This window comes from Sphingomonas edaphi (assembly GCF_003583725.1).
Classification (GTDB): Bacteria; Pseudomonadota; Alphaproteobacteria; order Sphingomonadales; family Sphingomonadaceae; genus Sphingomicrobium; species Sphingomicrobium edaphi.
In genome coordinates this window covers 154,895-173,422 of record NZ_QXTF01000003.1, presented here as the reverse complement: position 1 = coordinate 173,422, position 18,528 = coordinate 154,895, and the positions used below count along the sequence as shown (strand labels likewise).

Genomic DNA, 18,528 nt, shown 5'->3' with positions numbered 1-18,528 from the left:
GGCTCCGAAATAGGCGCTTCGCAGCGACTAATGCGCCCGTCATAGTGTGCGGAGCGGATGAACGGCAGGAGCTCGCGGGTGGGCGTACCAAAAAGCTGGAGCCAGCAAGCTCATGCAGAGTGGAGCGCAGGTCGCAAGGGACCCGCTCTCAAGCTGCTGTTTGAGCTTTTCGACCCCAAGGCCCCTACTCCAGACTTACCGCTTCAGGCAGCCTACTATCTGTTCCTCGACGGGGCGTTTCAGCCGGCCCGCGACCTGCTGGAGCGAGTGATCACGGATTATCCTGACAACCTGCCATTGTTGCTCAATCTCGCAGTGCTCCAGGAGCGAACCCGGGCGTTTGCGCAAGCACGCCAAACACTGGAGCGCTATGTAGCGCTGGGTGGTGCAGAAGTTGCTGCCTTCGATGGATTGGCAACAGTCTCCCACCAGCTAGGCGACGATGACGCCGCGAGAAAATGGGGCGAGCGCGCCATTTCTCGAAAATATGAGCAGGCGAGCACATCTACTCCGCACATCGAGTTTGGTAGCCCGCGCCCCGGCGGAACTGACATTATTTCCTTCAGCCTCTGGGGTGAAAACCCGCGATACCTAAGAGGTGCATTGCACAATCTGCTGGAAAGTCGCCAACTCTATCCGACTTTCACTTGCCGCTTCTACATCGACGCATCCGTGCCGCGCGACCTACGCTCAGCGCTAGAATCCGAAGGGGCCGAGGTCTCGTTCGAAGACGGCGAACCTTCAACCCGCCATCGATTGACCCGACGGTTTCTCGTTGCCGATGACCTCGCCGTCCGCCGCTTCCTCGTTCGCGACTGCGATAGCCTGGTCAACTCTCGAGAAGCTGCCGCCGTCCACCAATGGCTGGACAGCGGAAAGCCCTTTCACGTCATGAGAGACTGGTGGACGCACACCGATCCCATGCTGGCCGGAATGTGGGGCGGGCTTGGCGGTGTCTTGCCGCCACTAAAGCCGATGATTGAAAGCTATCGTTCAAAGCAGGTGGAGACGCCCAACTGGGACCAGTGGTTTCTGCGCGATCGAGTTTGGCCCAGCATCGCGAATGTCTCATTTGTTCACGATCGCTTTTTCAGGCCTGATGGCTCCGCCCCCTTCCCGGGGCCCGAGCCGGAAGGAAACTATCACGTCGGGCAAAACGAGTTCGCGGTGCGCAAAGCTGAGCAGGCTGCAGCGCTTGCTGCGTTCAGGTCCGACGTGCCCTCGCTCCGCCTCTAACCGAGCAGAGAGCGCACCGCCTCTTCGTCGAGCGGCAGCGCCACTCTCTTGTGCCGTGAAGTCTCGCCAGCGACGATCCGGACTGATGATTTGGTCAATCGGAGCCGCTTTGCGAGCAGTTCGATCACTTCCGCATTCGCCTTGCCATCGGTCGGCGGTGCAGTGACCCGGACTTCGAGTTCCTCGCGACCGTCAGCCCCTGCCCGCCACGGGCCAATTCCAGCCCTTGCAGCGCGCGGCGAAACACGGAGCGCCAGCACACACGACATTAATCTGCCATCGCCATTTGAGGCTCCCCCGGCTTAGGCGGTTTTGCCGGGCGTAGAAGTAGCACCAACGGAATTGACGCGAATGTCAGCCACATCATGATCCAGAAGTCGTCGAGATATGCAATAAACGCCGCCTGCCGCGTGATTTCCGCGTTCACCATTGCTAGCGCGCTCGAAGCCGGCAATCCCAGTTGGGACACCACGCCTTCGCTGATCGTCGGCAAGACCTGTTCCGTGATGTGGCTCGCGAGGTCGGCATGCGATTTTTGCATATTCTGGGCGAGCAGGGTCGCGACGAGGCTAATGCCGATCGATCCGCCAATATTTCGCGACAGGTTCAGCAGGCTCGCTGCGCTCGTGCGCATCCGGGGCGCGAGCGTTGCAAATGCAAGGCTCTGCATGGTCACGAACACGAGACCAAGGCCAAGACCTTGGACTAGGCCGGACCAGATAACCGGGCCACTACCCTGCTCGATCGCAAATCCGGTCATCATGTGCAGGGACCAGCCCATGAGCCCCATTCCAAGGGCAACTAGGATTCGCAGATCGACTTTACCGACCAGTCGCCCTGCCAGCAGCATCGATATCAGCGTTCCTACTCCACGCGGCATCGTCAGGATGCCCGACTGAAGCACCGAATAGCCGTAGAGATTCTGTAGCAGCGGCGGCAACAATGCGAGCCCGGCGAGCAGAAGCACGCCGGTTACGAGCATGAACAATAAGCCGAGAGCGAAGTTGCGGTCGGCGAAGATGGAGCGTTCGAACAGCGGGTGCTTACCCGTCAGCGTATGGACGATGAACAACCAGCCGGCCGATGCAACCAGTCCAGCCTCGATCCAGATCTCGACGCTGTCGAACCAGTCCAGCTGGTGACCGCGCTCCAGCATCAGCTGCAAACTGCCGAGCGCCAAGCCCAGCATGGCAAATCCGAAGATATCGAACCGCCGGTTTTCGAGCGGGCTCTTAGGCATAAAGCGCAGCAACATCAGTGTCGCGGCCGCGCCGACAGGCACATTGACTAGGAACACCCAGCGCCAATCGAAGCTGTCGGTCAGCCAGCCGCCCAGCACTGGGCCCATGATCGGCCCAATCATGACGCCGCCGCCGAATAGCGCCATCGCTCGGGCATGGCGTTCGGGCGGGTTGATGTCGAACAGGGTTGCCTGGGCTAGCGGGACAAGGAAGGCCCCGGTCAGGCCCTGGATAATCCGGAAGGCGACCATCTCGGGAAGGCTCTGCGCAATCGCGCAGAGGAACGAGGCTATAGTGAAGCCGATGACAGACCACATGAGCAGCCGCTTGCGGCCGACGCGATCTGCCAGCCAGCCCGAGATCGGTAAGGCGATTGCCGATGCGACGATGTAGCTCGTCAGCACCCAGTTGATGCTTTCCTGCGTCGCGCCAAGGCTTGCCTGCATGTGCGGCAACGCGACGTTGGCGATCGTCGTATCCAGCACCTGGATTAGCACGGCCAGCATCACCGCGACGGTGACCAGCAGCCGCTTACCCGGCTCGAGCTGATGCTCGATCGTCATTTGAACCGGACCCTAGCGCTGGCCGTCGATGCGGACTTCGACGTTTGAGCTAAGGCCTGCGATCATCTCGCGCGGCGGCTTGGCGTCAAAGGCGATGCGGACCGGCACGCGCTGCGTCACCTTGACCCAGTTGCCGTTGGCATTCTGGGCGGGGAGTACGGAAAATTCACTCCCCGTGCCCGCGCCAAGGGAGGCAACGCGGCCCTTCATCTTCAGATCGGGATAGGCATCGAAGGTGACTTCGGCAGGCTGGCCGACCGCCATCTTCGCGAGATCGCCTTCCTTGAAATTGGCCTCAACCCACGCCGGCTTGTCGCCAACGATCGACAGCATGGCGACCCCGGTAATGGCACTCTGGCCAATAAGGAGCCGGTCCGATTTTGCTACGATACCGCTGGTTGGAGCCCGGATGATCGTATGCGCAAGATCCAGTCGTGCTTTCTCCAGCGCAGCCTGCGCCGCGGCAATGGCCGGCTGGTTGCCACCAGGCGCGATAGCAGCTGAGGCATTATTTGACCGTGCACGGGCGTCGGCGAGCTGCGTTTCGGCCTTTGTGACTTCGTTGAGCGCATCGTCATAGTCGGCGCGCGTGGTGAAGCCGCGCTTCAACAGGGCAACCTGCCGGTCAAGGGCCCGCCGGGCAATCGCGAGATTAGCCTGCGCGCCCTCGATGTCTGCGCCGGTCCCGGACGCCTGGACAACAAGCTGGTTGGTCTGGAGGCGCGCAGCCGCAAGCTGCGCTTCGGCGGCGTGGACGGCTGCCTCAAACGGCGCAGGATCGACCCGATAAAGGATGTCGCCCTTTTTCACATGTTGGTTTTCATCGACATAAACCGCGACCACCGGCCCGTTGACCTGGGTCGAAATCGCCGTGACGTCCTGCTTCACATAGGCATTGTCGGTCTCGACTGTCCGGCCGCCGGTTAACCAGAAGAACAGGCCGACAATCGCAATGATGAGCGGTACCGAGACCATCAGCACGGAGCGACGGTCTGGCTTCTTAACGACCAACTTACGCTTCTGCATCACGGGCGCATCCACGGGCGCTTCCGTCGCCGCTTCGCCTTCAAATTTACTTATCTCGTTCATGCTGACACCCGTTCCGCCGTTTCGATCCGGCCGACATTTTCACGGACGCGGCCCAGGGTGGCGCGCATCGCTTTGATTTCGCTTGCGGTGAGCCCGGCAAAGGCCTCCGCTGCCATGTCCTCGGCAAAATCTCCCAGTCTCTTCAGGATTGGCTCGGCTTTGGCTGTAAGCTCCAGTCGCCAAGCGCGGCGATCATCAGGGTCCCGCTGCCTTTCCACAAGACCGGCCTCTTCCAGACGGTCAACAATACGGCACGCCGTAATCGGCTCCACATCCATCCGGTCTGCCAGTTCAACCTGCTTGAGCCCAGGTTCCCGCGCCAGGCGCAGCAGCACCCGCCATTGGGCAGTTGTCACACCCACGGTTGACGCGCGCCGATCATAAAAGCGCCGCATCATCCGACTCGTTTCGGCCATTTCCCACGCAAGTTCTTTCATGTGGCGTGCATATAATAAGCTTGCTTAGTATTTCAAGCGGTCTTGCCAGTGCCACAATGTCAGGCCAAGCGGGCAACTCATGACGAACCAGAACGATATTGAATCAATCCTCGACGAGCTTGAAACCCGCTACGAAGCCTCAGTCGCCCGCCTCCGAAAAGCCCTTGCTGCCTATGCCGAGAACGGCACCCGGCCCGATCCCAAGGCCCGCGACGAAGGCGCCTTCGCTTACCCTGAACTGCGGATCGAATATGATCCCGAAACGCCGCCGCCGACTCCGGCGCGCGCATTCGCACGCCTGAACCAGCCCGGTATCTATACGACCTCCATCGCCCGCCCTGCCCTGTTCCGCGAGTATCTGCGCGAACAGCTCGACCACCTGGTGCGCGATTATCCGGTAGAGGTCAGCGTTGGCACGTCCGCGAGCGAGATCCCTTACCCCTATGTGCTCGACGGCGGAGACCTCGACTTGCAGGGCATCATGACCGGTGAGCTCAGCCGCTGGTTTCCTTCAACCGACCTCGTCCACATCGGCGACGAAGTTGCGGATGGTGCCTGGGACCTCGCACTCGATCCGACCCGCCCGCTCGCGCTATTCGATGCGCTTCGCACGGATTTCAGCCTAGCTCGTCTGAAGCACTACACCGGCACTCCCTCAGAGCATTTCCAGCGCTTCGTACTGTTCACCAATTACGTCCGCTACGTGGACGAATTCGTACGCTTCGCCATCGGTGCGCTACGCGATCCCGAAAGCCGTTTTACCGGGCTGTCCGTCCCTGGCGGCGTCTACGAGCATGGCGACCTGGCAGACGCGGAGGCACAGATTGCCGCTGGTGTTTGGCGGCGGCACCAAATGCCGGCCTATCACCTGATGACGGCTGACGGCGACGGGATCACGCTGGTCAACATCGGGGTCGGCCCAAGCAACGCCAAGACCATCTGCGACCATATTGCGGTGATCCGTCCCGAAGCGTGGCTGATGATCGGGCATTGCGGCGGCCTTCGCCCGAGCCAGACGATCGGCGACTATGTTCTCGCACATGCTTACCTGCGCGACGATCATGTCCTTGACGACGTTCTCCCGGTGGAAATCCCCATTCCGGCAATCGCCGAGGTACAGACCGCCCTTTACAATGCGACGGTCACCGTCACCGGCGAGAACGAAGAAGGGCTGAAGAGCCGCTTCCGCACCGGTACTGTCGTCACGACCGACGACCGCAACTGGGAGCTTCGCTACACATTGTCGGCGCTCCGCTTCAACCAGAGCCGGGCGGTCGCGATCGACATGGAAAGCGCAACCGTGGCGGCGCAGGGCTATCGCTTTCGGGTACCCTATGGAACGCTCCTGTGCGTGTCCGACAAACCCCTTCACGGCGAACTGAAGCTGCCCGGCCAAGCTAATGCCTTTTACGAGCGAGCTATTAGCCAGCATCTCCGTATCGGAATCGAAGCGCTCGACATTCTCCGGCAAGAAGGTGACGGGCTGCATAGCCGGAAGCTGCGCAGCTTCGACGAGCCCCCGCTGCGCTAGTCGACAATCCGGATCTGGGCCGGGTCCGATACACGGACGTGTGTCTGGAAATAATATTTTCCTGACGGACGCCCGTTGACGGTGAAGTCGATTCGCTGCCTGCGCGCCAAGCCGGTGACCTCGATCTTTCTGCCAATGAACGCGGCCTTCAGATCCTCGCCGTAGATGCTGCGGAACTTGGGCACGGCGCGCGCATCGATCGCGACCGACAAGTTCCGCTGGTCACGATAGTCAGGATAGCTGCTGAGGAAGAGACGCGGTCCGGCGAAGTCGGCTCGCATCACCTCGAACCCGAATGTGCCTGGAAAGCCAGCGGGAGCGGCGTCTGCGGCGGCCATTACCGCAAGCGCCGGTGCGATGACCTGGCGAGTGTCGGGAGGGACGGCAACGGTTTGGCAGGCAGCCAGCGTGAACAGGCCGGCGCAGAACAGAATGCGCATCAAGCAACTCCCAACACCAACCGAGCCATCGAACGATAGCCAGGCATTGGTAGACTGCAACTTACTTTCCGGGTGCCCAAGTCTTCGGGGTAAGATCGACTACTCGCCCCGGCTGGGGAACGGGCGGATTTGTCTTGAGATAAGCTTCGGTCGCATCGAGATCGAGCCCACCGTCAACCGGGTTGGACCCGCGCTTGAGTACGGTGAAATTGTCGCCGCCCGAAGCCAGGAAGTTATTGACCGTTACGCGGTAGCTGCGCGCCGGATCGAGGAGCTTCCCGTCGACCTGGACCTCGACAATGCGCTGCCCCGCCGCGCGGGATCGGTCGAATGAGAATCGAACGTTTGCAGACGGCATGAGGAGGTTTGGCCGCGTTACGCTGTTGAGCCCACTGTCGAATTGCTGCTCAAGCAATGCCTTGATGTCGGCACCGGTCAGGGTGATCGTCACGAGATTATTGGCAAAAGGTTGCATCGCGAAAATCTGGCCGTAGGTCACGACGCCACCCTGCCCCGGGATTAAGTCCGTTCGCGCACCGCCATTGTTCATGAAAGACAATTCCGCAGCTCCCTTCGCCCGATCGCGAGCAACGTAAAGCTGGGCGTCGGCGATAAGCGAAGAAGCCTGAGATTCTGAAGATACGTCACCTTTGGCGAGCGGCGCTAACAGCGTGCCGACGGGGCGATTGGCTACAATTGCCGCCTCCGCCTTGTAGCGCTGCACCATTGCCGCGACTTGGGGATCGGCCGGGAAGACCCGGTAGTTGGGGTTCAGTGGTGCCTTCGTTCGCGCATTGTCGATCGCCTCTCCTTGCACCGGCAAGAACTCAGCACGTTGCGCGGTGAGCGACCCGTCTGCGCCGAACAAGAGACGGATGTCGGTTACCAGCGCCCCATATTTGCCCGCACTGGTCAGCAATCGCTGTCCGCCAGCCGTCGGCAGGCTGCAGATGTAGGCGTTATGCGTATGCCCCGACACGACCAGCTGGATCGCAGGGTCAAGCTTCTCGATAATCGGTAGAATATCACCGCCGAGACCGGGGCAGGTTGGGTCGTCGAACTTGCCAGTTGTCGAGCCCCCCTGGTGGATCAGCAGGACGATAGCTCGGGCTCCCGCGCTACGCAGGTAAGGCACCAGCGCATTGGCCGTCGCAGCTTCGTCGGTGAACGCCAAGCCCTTGACGCCGTCGGGTGACACCAGCGTGCCCGTTTCCTTGAGGGTCATGCCGATGAACCCGATGCGCACCCCGCCGAGGTCACGAAGGGCGGTGGACGGGAAGAATGTCTGGCCGGCACGGTCAATGACGTTGGCAGCCAGATACTGAAATTTCGCCCCGGCGAATGGTTCGAGCTTGCAGGATTGGCGCGTGTCGCCGGCCTTGTGCTCCCGGCACCCACCGGCCTGCATCCGCTTCAACTCGTCCGGACCGCGATCGAATTCATGATTTCCGACCGATGCCAGTCCAAGACCGCTGTCGCTCAACGCCTTGATCGTCGGTTCGTCATAGAACAGCGACGACACCAGCGGACTTGCGCTGATAAGGTCGCCAGCAGCGACCGTAATGCTCGAGGCGGTGCGCACCTCCTTCAAGGCTGTCGCGAGGTATGCGGCACCGCCTGTCGGAACGATGCCTTTGGACCCTTCGTAGGTCAGCGACGGTGGCTCCAGGTTTCCGTGGAAATCGTTGATCGCCAGGATCTGCACTTCCCTCGGACCAGCCGGGACCTCGACTTGCCGCGGCGTAGTGGCACAGGCAGCGAGAAGCGCGAGAGGATAGAAAGCGAACAAGCGGCGCATTGACGACTCCAAACAGCGATTGCCGGGACGCTTAGCCCGCGCCACAAGGCAAAACCATGACCGACCAAGAACTGATCGCCGCCGCCCGCTCGGCCGCCTTGAAAGCTTACGCACCTTACTCAGGATTTTCGGTAGGCTGTGCGATCGAGAGTGTCGACGGCGACGTCGTGACCGGCGCTAACATGGAGAACGCCTGCTACCGCCTTGGCATTTGCGCGGAGCAAAGTGCGCTGACTGCCGCCCAGCATGCCTTCGGCCTCGACAAGGTAGCGCGGATATTCGTTGCTGGCGGCGACGGAAGCGGCGACGAACTGACCGGCGCGCAAACGGTCACGCCGTGCGGGGGGTGCCGTCAGGCCATCCTCGAAGCAGCCCAACTAAGCGAACGCGACGTGGAGATCATCTGCTCGAATGGCGAGGGTTCGGTGCAAGAACGCCACCGCATCTCGATGCTCATTCCGCACGGCTTCGGGCCGGCGAACCTTGCGGACGCCGGCTAGTCCCCGCCTCTACTTCAGCTTAATTTCGCGAAGCCGTTCCTGCAGATACTCATGGCTGCTGATCGGCGGCCACTTCGCCTGCTCCCCTGCCGGCACGGTGCCCGGCAATGCCTCGATTACGAAATCGGGGCGGAAGTGCAGGAAGAAGGGCATTGAGTAGCGCGCGTGGCTTGCCCGATCTGGCGCAGGGTTGACCACTCGGTGACTGGTCGAGCGCAGATAGCCGTTGGTCAACCGCTGCAGCATGTCGCCGATGTTGATGACCAGCTCGCCCGCCTTGGGCGACACCGGGATCCAGCGGCCGTCCTTGGTCTTAAGCTCCAACCCAGCTTCCTCGGCGCCTAGCAGCAGGGTAATCGTATTGATGTCTTCGTGAGCGCCAGCGCGGATATGGCTGCCAGTCGGCTCCTTCTGAGCCGGATAATGCAGCAAGCGCATCACCGAATTACCGTCACGAACGGTGTCGGTGAAATACTCCTCGTCGACCTTCAGAAAGCGCGCAATGGCTCGCAGGATCTTCAGACCTGCCTCGTCGAAGGCGCTGTAGAGTGCGAGGAACGTGTCCTTGAACCCAGGTATCTCGTCGGGCCAGACATTGTCCGCCATGACATCGCGAAACTTGTGGCCGGCAGGAAGCTCGCGGCCAACGTGCCAGAATTCCTTGAGGTCAAAGGCGTCCGCACCCTTGGCCGTTTCCACACCGAAGGCCGTATAGCCCCTGGCTCCACCCGTACCTGGAATGAGATATTTCTTCTTCACCTCGTCTGGCAGCGCGAAAAACTGCTTCGACATCTCTTCCGCGCGGTCGATCAGATGCTGCGGAATTCCGTGATCGCGGATGATCGCAAAGCCATACTCGACAAAGCTGTGGCCCAGTTCGTTCGAAAAAGCGGCCGGATCCTTGTCGGCGTCGTTCAGCGAAACGGAAGCGACAGTGTCGCTGGTAATCACGTCGGTCATTTCAATCTCTTAGCAAAAAATCAGGCAATCATCAGCCCGGCCAGCGCCGCACTCATCAGGTTGGCGAGCGAGCCAGCGAGCAGAGCGCGAAGTCCAAGGCGGGCGATCATCGGACGCTGGTTGGGGGCCAGATTACCGGTCACGGCCATCTGGATGGCGATGGAACTGAAGTTGGCGAAACCGCACAGCGCAAAGGTTACGATCGCCCGGCTGCGCTCGGTCAGCGCAGCGGCCGGCCCGGTAGCATTGCCAAGGTCGATGAAGGCAACGAACTCGTTGAGAACAATCTTCGTGCCGAACAATCCGCCAGCGACGCCGGCCTCGTTCCACGGAATGCCGATCAAGTACATGACCGGCGCGAACAGCGTGCCGACCACTGCCTGAAACGACAGGTCGGGATAGCCGAACCAACTTCCGATCCCGCCGAGAATGCCATTGGCCAAGGCGACGAGCGCCACAAACGCCAGTACCATCGCGCCGACTGCGACGGCGAGCTTGACGCCCGTCTGGGCGCCTTGCGCCGCGGCCATGATGATGTTTGCAGGCCGTTCGCCCTCCTCGAACGTGTCGACTTCGATCTCGTCCTCTGGAGCGACCACGGCGCCGCCTTCCAGGGCAAGCTCACCCTTGCCGGCCGGTTCGTCAGGCATGATGAGCTTTGCCATCAGGATGCCGCCGGGTGCCGACATGAAGGCGGCCGCCAGAAGGAACGGCAAATATTCCGGACCGAGCAGACCGGCATAGGCCGCAAGGATGGTTCCGGCGACACCGGCCATGCCGACGCTCATGAGCGTGAACAAATGGCTTGGCGGCAAAGCCGAGAGATACGGCCGAACAACCAGCGGGCTTTCCGACTGGCCGACGAAGATGTTGGCGGCAGCACCGAGCGATTCGACGCGGCTGACACCCGTTACCCAGCCAATCGCGCCGCCGACCCATTTCACAACCCGCTGCATGATGCCGAGGTGATAAAGGATGGCGACGAGGCTGGCGAAGAACACAATGACCGGCAGGGCGGCAATGGCGAAGGTGTTAGCCAGGGGGTTCGACGCAGTAGGTCCGAACAGGAATTCCGTACCCTTGGTTGCATAGCCGAGCAGGTTGGCTACCCCGTCCGACATGGCTTGGATCGTAGCGCGTCCTCCGCTGGTCTTGAGAACCAGGAAGGCAATAAGGGCCTGCAGCGCGAAGGCCGCGCCGACGACGCGCAGGCGGATTGCCCGGCGGTTCGACGAGAAGATCACGGCAATGAGAACGATGACGGCAATGCCGACGATGCCCAGAAGATACTGATTCATGGGTGTGCCGCCCCTCCCCCGGGCGTTCTTACCAGGTGACGCCTTGTGCCGCGCTTTTCGTGGCTTCGTCCAGTAGGTCCAGCGCGGCGGCCGGCGTATCGGCTTTTAACAATTGCAGGCGGCGCGCATCACTGAGAAATCCAGTGTCGCGGACGTGGTCCATGAACCCCGCCAGCCCCTCCCAGAAACCGTTGACATTGAGCAAGCAGAACGGCTTCGCATGATAGCCCAGCGCATTCCAGGTCCACGCCTCGAACATTTCGTCCAGCGTGCCAATGCCACCGGGCAAGCAAACAAACGCATCGCAAAGCTCAGTCATCTTTGCCTTGCGCTCGTGCATATTGCCGACGGTATGAAGCTCCGTGCAGCCCCGGTGCGCGACCTCATGATCGACGAGCGACTGCGGAATGACACCATAAACACGTCCCCCGGCTGCCAGCACTTCGTCAGCAACGATGCCCATGAGGCCGAGACGGCCGCCGCCATAGACCAGGTCGATGTCCCGCTCGGCCATCAGGCACGCCAACTCACGCGCCGCTCCGGCAAAAGCGGGATCGGCGCCGGGAGCTGATCCGCAATAAACGGCAAGCCGCTTGATGGTCATAGACGTACCAATGCTTTCAGATCGACGATCGGACGAGCGCCGTAATGCTTGATGACTTCGCCCGCCGCGATGGCGCCGGTCCAAAGGCAACGTTCCAGTGAAGCGCCCTTGCAGCGTGCCGTCAGGAAGCCTGCAGCGAAAAGATCACCGGCCCCGGTCGTGTCGACCACCTGATCAACCGGCGCTGCCGGGATCGAGATCGTCTCGCCATTTTCAACGCCGATCGCGCCATCCGGGCCATTAGTGATGACCAGCGTTGGAACCTTGGCCTTCAACTCGTCGATCGCGGACTGGACGTCGCTCCGTCCCGTCAACTGGAGCGCTTCGTCCTGGTTCGCAAAAAGCAGGTCGACGCCGCCACTATCGATCATCTGGCCGAAGGTTTCCTTGCGGCCAGCGATGCATACGCTCTCGCTCAGCGTAAAGGCGACCTTACGGCCCGCCCCGTGGGCCACCTTGATCGCTTCCATCATGGCGGCACGCGGCTTGTCGGGGCCGAACAGATAGCCTTCGAGAAACAGGATGGATGCCGACGCGATCAGGTCGCGGTCCAGTACGTCCGACGACAGTTCGTGACTGGCGCCCGGGCTGGTGTTCATCGTCCGCTGGCCGTCCGGCGTGACAAGGATCAGGCAACGGCCAGTCGGCGGTCCATTGGCGATAGGCGGCGTGTCGAAATGAACGCCCAGCGCATGCATGTCATGTTCGAAGATGAGGCCCAGCTGGTCTTCAGCGACTTGGCCAATGAAACCCGATTTGCCGCCCATCGCGGCGATGCCGGCCATGGAATTCGCGGCCGAGCCGCCCGACATTTCTCTAGCGACGCCCATCGCCGCGTAGAGCCGGTTGGCATGATCCGGCGTCAAAAGCTGCATCGACCCCTTGGGAAGGTCGTGAGTCACCAGGAACTGGTCGTCGCAACTAGCGATGACGTCGACGATTGCATCGCCCATGGCAACAATATCAAGCTGTGCGTCGGCCATGAGCGTTGGTCGCGAAGTCCTTGGCGTTTTTCGGAAAAAGCGCGCCCGCCTAGCGTTGCAGGATAAGCGGGTCAAACATGAAATCACTTGCGGGCAATCGCAAAGCCGTTAGGCCTTCGCGCCCATGACCGATACCGACACCGTCGCCGCCGCGACTGCCGCTCCGAAGATTCCCACCGGCCTTTTTGCGCTGTGCTTGCTGTATGGCGGCATGACCGTGCTGGCCGGGGTGTTGGGAGCCAAGCAGGTCGCACTTGGGCCGCTCGCTGTGGAAGCGGGCATCTTTGCCTTCCTGCTGCTCGTATCCATCTCCAGCGCGGTTGCCGAGCTTTACGGGCGGACCACGGCGAACAGCCTGGTGCGCTTCGGTTTCGTGCCGCTCGTGACCGCAATTGTCTTGTCCTACATCGTCATCCAACTGCCGACCGATGAAGGCATGTATGAGCCCGCCAAGGAGGCCTTCCCGATTATCCTCGGTCAAAGCTGGCGCCTGATGGCAGCCGGCATCATCGCTTACGGCGTGTCGATGAGTCTCAACGTTTTCCTGTTTTCCAAGCTTTCGACAGGCGCGACCAAGCTGGTGGCGGTTCGCGCCGCGATCGCGAGCGTGCTGAGCCAGATCGTCGATACGCTGATCTTCATCACCGTCGCCTTCTTCGGCGTTCGCCCAATCGGCGATCTCATCCTTGGCCAGGCTTTGGCCAAGGTCGTACTGTCAATCGTCTTCGTTCCCCTAGTGATTATGTTGCTCGTTGGCATCGGTCGCCGACTGGATGCCCGGCCGGCCTAACTGACTGGCTTGTTAATTCAGGCCAATTTTGCTCTAGGGCATCCCGAGTCGCGCGGGGAGGCGCGATGGGGTGGGGATTTCTCACAACGGTGATCAGGGAAAAGGTGATGCCCTTCGCGGGTGGTCACCTTTTTGTCTTATTCGCCCCCCAAACGCCGCCCTGCCCGTCTGATTCGACGTTCGCACTGTTCATTTTTGGGGTGTTCCGTGAAAAAACTGATTCTGCTCTGCTCGACGGCCGTCGTGATGCCGACCGCCGCCTTCGCCCAGTCCACCGGCTCGGTCGACTTCGAAAAGGAAGTCATTGTCGTCACCGGCACGCGCACCCAGGATGTGGGCGGCGTTCAGACTCCGGATGCTCCGAAGGCCAAGGCCGTCGTGACGCAGGAAATGATTTCGCGCAGCGGCCCCGGCCAGACTGTGCTCGACACGATCAATATCGTTCCGGGCGTCAGCTTCCAGAACAATGACGCTTACGGCAATGCCGGCGGCACGCTTACCATCCGCGGATTTGATTCCACGCGGATCAGCTACACGCTCGATGGCATCCAGCTGAACGACAGTGGTAACTACAACATCTATTCGAACTTCTCGATCGATCCGGAACTGATCGAGCAGGTCAACGTCAACCTCGGCTCGACCGACGTCGACTCCCCGACCGCTTCGGCAGTCGGCGGCACGATTAACCAGCGCACCCGGAACCCGGGCAAGGAACTGGGCGGCCGCTTCAGCGCATCGCTCGGCCAGTATGATTATCGCCGCTTCTTCGGCATGATCGACACGGGCGAGCTTACTTCGGTAGGCACCCGCGCATTCATCGCCGGCAGCACGTCCAAGTACGACAACCCGTTCAACAACTACGGGAAGATGGACCGCACGCAGCTCAATGCGAAGGTCTATCAGCCGATCGGCGCAAACGGCGACTTCGTTTCGGTCGCTGGCCGCTACAATCGGGACCGCAACAACTTCTTCGGCTCTGTTCCGCTTCGTCTTGACCGTGAACCGAACCAAGGCTTCCCGACGAGCCGCGATGAGCGCGAGTATGACATCAACTATCCGTGCACGGTGGACGCACCCCAAGCAGGTGCAGCCGATGCTGCCAACAGCTGCGGTACGGAATTTGACCGTCGCTACAATCCGTCGAACAGCTGGAACTTCCGTGGCAACTCCCGCTTCACCCTCGCCGAGGGCCTGACGCTCACGGTCGATCCGAGTTTCCAGTACACCAAGGCCAATGGCGGCGGCACCGACACCGCTCGCGAATACGGCTACGACCTTAATCCGACAGGCGGACGGTCGAACTGCTCGACAACTCCGGAGAGCGCTACTGTTCAGTGCGAGTACGGCTACTTCGGGGGCGATCCGTATGTCGGTATCGATCTGAATGGCGACGGCGATCTCCTGGACACCGTCACTGTTCTAACGCCGAGCCAGACCCGCACCCGCCGCTACACGGTGATCAGCGGCCTGCGCTATGAGATCAATGACGATCACACGGTCCGTGCGACCTTCACCCGTGACCACGCCAACCACCGGCAGACGGGCCAGATCGGATATGTTCGCGACAACGGCGAACCGGTCGATGTCTTCCCCGTCGATGATCCGATCCTGACTGCCGATGGCGCGGTCGTTCAGAAGCGAGACCGTCAATCCTACGCGATCCTTAACCAGATTGCGGCGGAATATCGCGGCGAGTTCCTGGATAACAGGCTCACGCTGAACGTCGGCGCGCGCTTGCCTTTCTTCAAGCGCGACCTTGAGAACTTCTGCGCGACCTCTTCGGCTTCGGGCTTCGTGGAATGCTCGGGCCAGGTTGCTTCGATCGACGAAGATGCGGTTGACCTCAATTCGTCCTGGTCGCCGCCCCAGCGCCGCGTATTCAAGTATTCCAAGTTCCTGCCGAACGTAGGCGTGGTCTATGACTTCACTCCGCAGATCTCGGGCTTTGTGAGCTATGCCAAGGGCCTGTCGGTGCCGAGCACGGACAACCTCTACAACAGCTTCTATTTTGACCGGGACGAAGCGGCCGCAAAGCCCAAGCCGGAAACGACCGATACGATCGACGGTGGCGTTCGTTACCGTAGCTCAAAGATCCAGGCCCAGTTGTCGGCTTGGCACACGAGCTTCAAGAACCGCATCGCCGAGGCTTATGACGCCGAGCTCGATCAGCGCATCTTCCGTAACCTGGGTTCAGTCGAGAAGTACGGCATCGACGGCTCGATCGCTTACCAGCCGATTCCGCAGCTGACTGCTTACGTGTTCGGTTCGTGGAACAAGTCGAAGATCAAGAATAACCTGATCGTCGGCGAATTCGGTGGCATCACCGATTGCGACAACATCCCGGGAACGGCGACCGACCTGGATATCGCCCGGAGCTGCGCCTTCACCAAGGGTAACCGGGAAGCTGGTTCGCCGAAGTACACCTACGGCACCTCGTTCAGCGTTGAGCCGGTTCAGGGGTTCTCCTTTGGCCTGACTGCAAAGCGGACCGGTCCCCGCTACGTCTACGACAACAACCAGCCGGTGTTCTTCGGCGACACGACCAGCCCGTCGGTTGGTAACGAAGTTCGCGAGATCTTCCCTGCCAAGGTTCCGGCCTATTGGCTGGTTAACATGGACGCGCGCCTGAACATGGGTGCGTTCGCTGCCGATCTCGACAAGACGTACATCCAGCTGAACGTCTACAACCTGTTCGACAAGCTTTATGCTGGTGGCTTCGGCGGGTTCTCCAACCAGCCGGTTAGCTCGTCAGGCTTCTACAGCGAGTCGAGCTCCAGCGGCATTCCGTTCGTCCAGATGGGTGCGCCTCGCACCGTTAGCGTGACGTTCAACGTCGGCTTCTAAAGTCGTTCGACGGAAATGAATTGGGGCGTCGCTCTTCGGAGCGGCGCCCTTTTTCATGAGTGCGTTGACCCCTCCAATACCCTGTGGCAATCGGCGGTCCGCTACGGGCGGGTATGATGTAATGGTAGCCTGTCAGCTTCCCAAGCTGAACGCGCGGGTTCGATTCCCGCTACCCGCTCCAGCCGATCCACTCCCTAGACTGGCGACAGCCCTGAACTAGATGCCGCCCTCAACCGGTTCGTAGCCGGCCTCGCTGAGCTTCCCGGCCAGACTAGCGGCGACCCTGTTCGCCTGATCCTCGTCTTCGGACCGCACAACAAAATTGGCGCCCACCCGGCCATCCTTGAAAAAGGGATAGCTGCCGATCGAGATGCCGTCCTCCGCACGCTCGCTTTCTCGTAAGAGCTCAGCAACTTCGCTTTCCGGAGCAAAGGCGCCGACGGTTGCGGAAACCAGCGGACGTCCGCCTTCCAGTTGGCCAGTCAGCGCATCCAGCATTCCGGCGGTGATGTGAGGAACCCCGGCCATCAGGAAGAGATTGCCGATTCTGATCCCCGGCGCTCCTGACATGCGATTGGGAATGAGCTTGGCGCCTTCCGGCACGCGCGCCATCCGCAACCTGCCCTCGTTCAGCCCGCCCTTGTCGGCGTAGTAGCGTTCCAAAATTGCCCGAGCCTCGGGGTGCACGATAACGGGCACGCCGAGCGCGCTGGCAATAGCATCAACCGTGATATCGTCATGGGTGGGCCCTATGCCACCAGTCGTGAAACAATAGTCGTAGCGCTCGCGAAGTGCATTGACCGCCTCGACGATGCGCTCCTCCACATCGGCAACAATTCTCACCTCAGCCAAGCGGATGCCCTGGACGTTCAGCCAGGACGCGATTTGCGCGATGTTCTTGTCTTGGGTGCGCCCGGACAGGATTTCGTCGCCGATGATTGCCAGGCCAGCGGTCCAAACCTTCTTGGTCATCAGTACTTTTCCCAGTGCTGGAAGGCCATCAGGGCAACGCTCTCCCCGAGGAAACGCCCAATTTCAGCTTTGGTAACGTCGCCTCGACCAACGGTAGCGCCGCATCGCCTAACCGCAACATTCGCCACTCGAAATTCTTCCTATCTACTGTATTATCTGCATAACACGGAGAGATTCGTAAAATGCGCCAACTTATTCTCGCGATTACCGCCCTATTTCTACCGGCTGCAGCCAATGCGGGCGGCCCGCTGGGGGACAGTCCGCCGGTTACCGGGCAGCGCACGAAGGTCCTGACACTTGGGACATTTCATCTGAGTGAGGTGAAAAACTTCAGCTCAGATTGGCTTACGCCCCTACTAGACAAGCTGGCGGCATACCGACCCCAGATCATAACGATCGAGGCTGTCGCCGGCGAACAATGCGCGATGATGAAGGCAAATCCCGATGTCTATTCGGACGCGTTTGAAACCTATTGCTGGGACCTTGCGGATATCGAGAAAGTCACGGGTTTCTCCACCGCCGCCGCAAATGCTGAGATCCGCAAAACGTTGGACTCCTGGCCTGCCGCTCCATTGGCGACCCAGCGACGTCGTCTAGCCATGCTGTTTCTTGCCGCCGGCGACCGCCCGTCGGCGCAGGTGCAGTGGTTGAGGCTGCCGCCCTCCGAGCGCCGCGTTGGGGACGGCATTGACGAGAAAATGCTCGGTATCCTGCGGCGCGACAACGGGAAGAAGAACGAGAATTACGATGTAGCGTCTGCCCTCGCTGCCCGGCTCGGGTTAGAACGCGTCTATCTTGTAGACGATCATTCTTCCGACGCTGCACTGGCGAATGAACCCGAAGCCTTCGGCAAGGCTCAGGCGGCAAGGTTCGAGGGATTTCGCGAAACGCCGCTGTTCCAAGCATATCAAGGTGACATTGCTTCAATGACCGATGCCAAATCGACCCTTGCCTACTACCGCAAGTTGAATGCTGCAGGCGCACAAGAGGCACAAATTCGAGGCGATTTTGGCGGCGCGCTTTCCGCACCTGGCCGGGAGCTGTTCGGCCGCCATTATGTCGGCTGGTGGGAGGTGCGAAACCTCCGGATGGCCGCGAACGTGCGGCAAAGCTTTGTCACTCAGCCAGGCGTACGCGTGCTCAATATCGTCGGCTCCAGTCACAAGCCTTGGTATGACGCCCTCATGGGCATGATGTCCGATGTTGAAGTGATCGATGCGGCCAGTGCTTTGCGCTAAGTCG

Annotated in this window: 17 protein-coding genes and 1 tRNA gene; 7 read left to right on the top strand and 11 right to left on the bottom strand. The window is 60.7% G+C overall.

The features are described 5' to 3' along the window. The first annotated feature begins 78 nt into the window (after nucleotides 1-78). The gene (locus D3M59_RS10115; RefSeq protein ID WP_158581998.1) at nucleotides 79-1,236 is read left to right on the top strand and encodes a tetratricopeptide repeat protein; all 1,158 of its coding nucleotides are present in this window, start codon (nucleotides 79-81) and stop codon (nucleotides 1,234-1,236) included. On the opposite strand, the gene D3M59_RS10110 is transcribed toward D3M59_RS10115, so the two are convergent. From D3M59_RS10110 to D3M59_RS10095, 4 genes are read right to left on the bottom strand one after another with little or no spacing between them, the layout of a single operon-like run. Then, on the bottom strand, nucleotides 1,233-1,505 hold the full coding sequence (locus D3M59_RS10110; protein WP_119533537.1) for a DUF167 domain-containing protein: 273 nt from the start codon (nucleotides 1,503-1,505) through the stop codon (nucleotides 1,233-1,235). The genes D3M59_RS10115 and D3M59_RS10110 overlap by 4 nt on opposite strands. Beyond that, entirely contained in the window at nucleotides 1,505-3,040 is a 1,536-nt protein-coding gene (locus D3M59_RS10105) for a DHA2 family efflux MFS transporter permease subunit (protein WP_119533536.1), read from the bottom strand. Before D3M59_RS10105 ends, D3M59_RS10110 begins: the two co-directional genes overlap by 1 nt. 12 nt (nucleotides 3,041-3,052) lie before the next feature. After that, on the bottom strand, nucleotides 3,053-4,129 hold the full coding sequence (locus D3M59_RS10100) for an HlyD family secretion protein (protein ID WP_119533535.1): 1,077 nt from the start codon (nucleotides 4,127-4,129) through the stop codon (nucleotides 3,053-3,055). Then, nucleotides 4,126-4,566 carry a MarR family winged helix-turn-helix transcriptional regulator gene (locus tag D3M59_RS10095; protein ID WP_119533534.1) on the bottom strand — a complete coding sequence of 147 codons (441 nt, stop codon included), beginning with the start codon at nucleotides 4,564-4,566 and terminating at the stop codon, nucleotides 4,126-4,128. The genes D3M59_RS10100 and D3M59_RS10095 overlap by 4 nt, the downstream gene beginning before the upstream one ends. 79 nt (nucleotides 4,567-4,645) lie before the next feature. On the opposite strand from D3M59_RS10095, the gene D3M59_RS10090 reads away from it, so the two are divergent. Then, complete coding sequence (locus D3M59_RS10090; protein WP_119533533.1) at nucleotides 4,646-6,097, top strand: AMP nucleosidase; 1,452 nt, start codon at nucleotides 4,646-4,648, stop codon at nucleotides 6,095-6,097. On the opposite strand, the gene D3M59_RS10085 is transcribed toward D3M59_RS10090, so the two are convergent. Next, complete coding sequence (locus D3M59_RS10085; RefSeq protein WP_119533532.1) at nucleotides 6,094-6,537, bottom strand: hypothetical protein; 444 nt, start codon at nucleotides 6,535-6,537, stop codon at nucleotides 6,094-6,096. The genes D3M59_RS10090 and D3M59_RS10085 overlap by 4 nt on opposite strands. A 61-nt stretch (nucleotides 6,538-6,598) precedes the next feature. Continuing rightward, complete coding sequence (locus tag D3M59_RS10080) at nucleotides 6,599-8,335, bottom strand: bifunctional metallophosphatase/5'-nucleotidase (RefSeq protein ID WP_119533531.1); 1,737 nt, start codon at nucleotides 8,333-8,335, stop codon at nucleotides 6,599-6,601. A gap of 56 nt (nucleotides 8,336-8,391) precedes the next feature. Here D3M59_RS10080 and D3M59_RS10075 point away from each other — a divergent pair, with 56 nt between their 5' ends. Beyond that, the gene (locus tag D3M59_RS10075; protein ID WP_119533530.1) at nucleotides 8,392-8,835 is read left to right on the top strand and encodes a cytidine deaminase; all 444 of its coding nucleotides are present in this window, start codon (nucleotides 8,392-8,394) and stop codon (nucleotides 8,833-8,835) included. A 9-nt stretch (nucleotides 8,836-8,844) separates the two neighbouring features. On the opposite strand, the gene D3M59_RS10070 is transcribed toward D3M59_RS10075, so the two are convergent. From D3M59_RS10070 to D3M59_RS10055, 4 genes are read right to left on the bottom strand one after another with little or no spacing between them, the layout of a single operon-like run. Further along, nucleotides 8,845-9,795, bottom strand: a complete 951-nt coding sequence (locus D3M59_RS10070) for an isopenicillin N synthase family dioxygenase (RefSeq protein WP_119533529.1) — start codon at nucleotides 9,793-9,795, stop codon at nucleotides 8,845-8,847. Between the two features lie 20 nt (nucleotides 9,796-9,815). Beyond that, the gene (locus D3M59_RS10065) at nucleotides 9,816-11,093 is read right to left on the bottom strand and encodes a NupC/NupG family nucleoside CNT transporter (RefSeq protein ID WP_119533528.1); all 1,278 of its coding nucleotides are present in this window, start codon (nucleotides 11,091-11,093) and stop codon (nucleotides 9,816-9,818) included. Nucleotides 11,094-11,121: 28 nt separating this feature from the next. Further along, on the bottom strand, nucleotides 11,122-11,691 hold the full coding sequence (locus tag D3M59_RS10060; RefSeq protein WP_199662499.1) for an LOG family protein: 570 nt from the start codon (nucleotides 11,689-11,691) through the stop codon (nucleotides 11,122-11,124). A 2-nt stretch (nucleotides 11,692-11,693) separates the two neighbouring features. After that, nucleotides 11,694-12,680 (bottom strand): adenosine kinase, encoded by a 987-nt coding sequence (locus D3M59_RS10055; protein ID WP_119533526.1) that lies wholly within the window; start codon nucleotides 12,678-12,680, stop codon nucleotides 11,694-11,696. A gap of 124 nt (nucleotides 12,681-12,804) precedes the next feature. Between D3M59_RS10055 and D3M59_RS10050 the strand changes: the two genes are divergently transcribed. The 3 genes from D3M59_RS10050 (at nucleotide 12,805) to D3M59_RS10040 (ending at nucleotide 16,495) form a co-directional block, all read left to right on the top strand. Continuing rightward, nucleotides 12,805-13,470: a queuosine precursor transporter gene (locus D3M59_RS10050; protein WP_119533525.1), complete on the top strand. Its 666-nt coding sequence runs from the start codon at nucleotides 12,805-12,807 to the stop codon at nucleotides 13,468-13,470. Nucleotides 13,471-13,677: 207 nt separating this feature from the next. Continuing rightward, the gene (locus tag D3M59_RS10045; protein ID WP_325048613.1) at nucleotides 13,678-16,314 is read left to right on the top strand and encodes a TonB-dependent receptor; all 2,637 of its coding nucleotides are present in this window, start codon (nucleotides 13,678-13,680) and stop codon (nucleotides 16,312-16,314) included. Nucleotides 16,315-16,421: 107 nt separating this feature from the next. After that, a tRNA-Gly gene (locus D3M59_RS10040) sits at nucleotides 16,422-16,495 on the top strand. Nucleotides 16,496-16,530: 35 nt separating this feature from the next. Here the strand turns inward: D3M59_RS10040 and D3M59_RS10035 are convergent. Continuing rightward, nucleotides 16,531-17,286: a competence/damage-inducible protein A gene (locus D3M59_RS10035; protein ID WP_119533524.1), complete on the bottom strand. Its 756-nt coding sequence runs from the start codon at nucleotides 17,284-17,286 to the stop codon at nucleotides 16,531-16,533. Nucleotides 17,287-17,468: 182 nt separating this feature from the next. Between D3M59_RS10035 and D3M59_RS10030 the strand changes: the two genes are divergently transcribed. Next, nucleotides 17,469-18,524, top strand: a complete 1,056-nt coding sequence (locus D3M59_RS10030) for a DUF5694 domain-containing protein (protein WP_119533523.1) — start codon at nucleotides 17,469-17,471, stop codon at nucleotides 18,522-18,524. Nucleotides 18,525-18,528 lie beyond the last annotated feature (4 nt).

Bases quoted from the DNA above. Each gene is read 5' to 3' on its own strand.
- D3M59_RS10090 (WP_119533533.1), top strand. From the start codon at position 4,646: ATGACGAACCAGAACGATATTGAATCAATCCTCGACGAGCTTGAAACC.
- D3M59_RS10085 (WP_119533532.1), bottom strand. From the start codon at position 6,537: ATGCGCATTCTGTTCTGCGCCGGCCTGTTCACGCTGGCTGCCTGCCAA.
- D3M59_RS10035 (WP_119533524.1), bottom strand. From the start codon at position 17,286: ATGACCAAGAAGGTTTGGACCGCTGGCCTGGCAATCATCGGCGACGAA.
- D3M59_RS10095 (WP_119533534.1), bottom strand. From the start codon at position 4,566: ATGAAAGAACTTGCGTGGGAAATGGCCGAAACGAGTCGGATGATGCGG.
- D3M59_RS10055 (WP_119533526.1), bottom strand. From the start codon at position 12,680: ATGGCCGACGCACAGCTTGATATTGTTGCCATGGGCGATGCAATCGTC.
- D3M59_RS10070 (WP_119533529.1), bottom strand. From the start codon at position 9,795: ATGACCGACGTGATTACCAGCGACACTGTCGCTTCCGTTTCGCTGAAC.
- D3M59_RS10080 (WP_119533531.1), bottom strand. From the start codon at position 8,335: ATGCGCCGCTTGTTCGCTTTCTATCCTCTCGCGCTTCTCGCTGCCTGT.
- D3M59_RS10110 (WP_119533537.1), bottom strand. From the start codon at position 1,505: ATGTCGTGTGTGCTGGCGCTCCGTGTTTCGCCGCGCGCTGCAAGGGCT.
- D3M59_RS10100 (WP_119533535.1), bottom strand. From the start codon at position 4,129: ATGAACGAGATAAGTAAATTTGAAGGCGAAGCGGCGACGGAAGCGCCC.
- D3M59_RS10030 (WP_119533523.1), top strand. From the start codon at position 17,469: ATGCGCCAACTTATTCTCGCGATTACCGCCCTATTTCTACCGGCTGCA.
- D3M59_RS10075 (WP_119533530.1), top strand. From the start codon at position 8,392: ATGACCGACCAAGAACTGATCGCCGCCGCCCGCTCGGCCGCCTTGAAA.
- D3M59_RS10105 (WP_119533536.1), bottom strand. From the start codon at position 3,040: ATGACGATCGAGCATCAGCTCGAGCCGGGTAAGCGGCTGCTGGTCACC.
- D3M59_RS10065 (WP_119533528.1), bottom strand. From the start codon at position 11,093: ATGAATCAGTATCTTCTGGGCATCGTCGGCATTGCCGTCATCGTTCTC.
- D3M59_RS10050 (WP_119533525.1), top strand. From the start codon at position 12,805: ATGACCGATACCGACACCGTCGCCGCCGCGACTGCCGCTCCGAAGATT.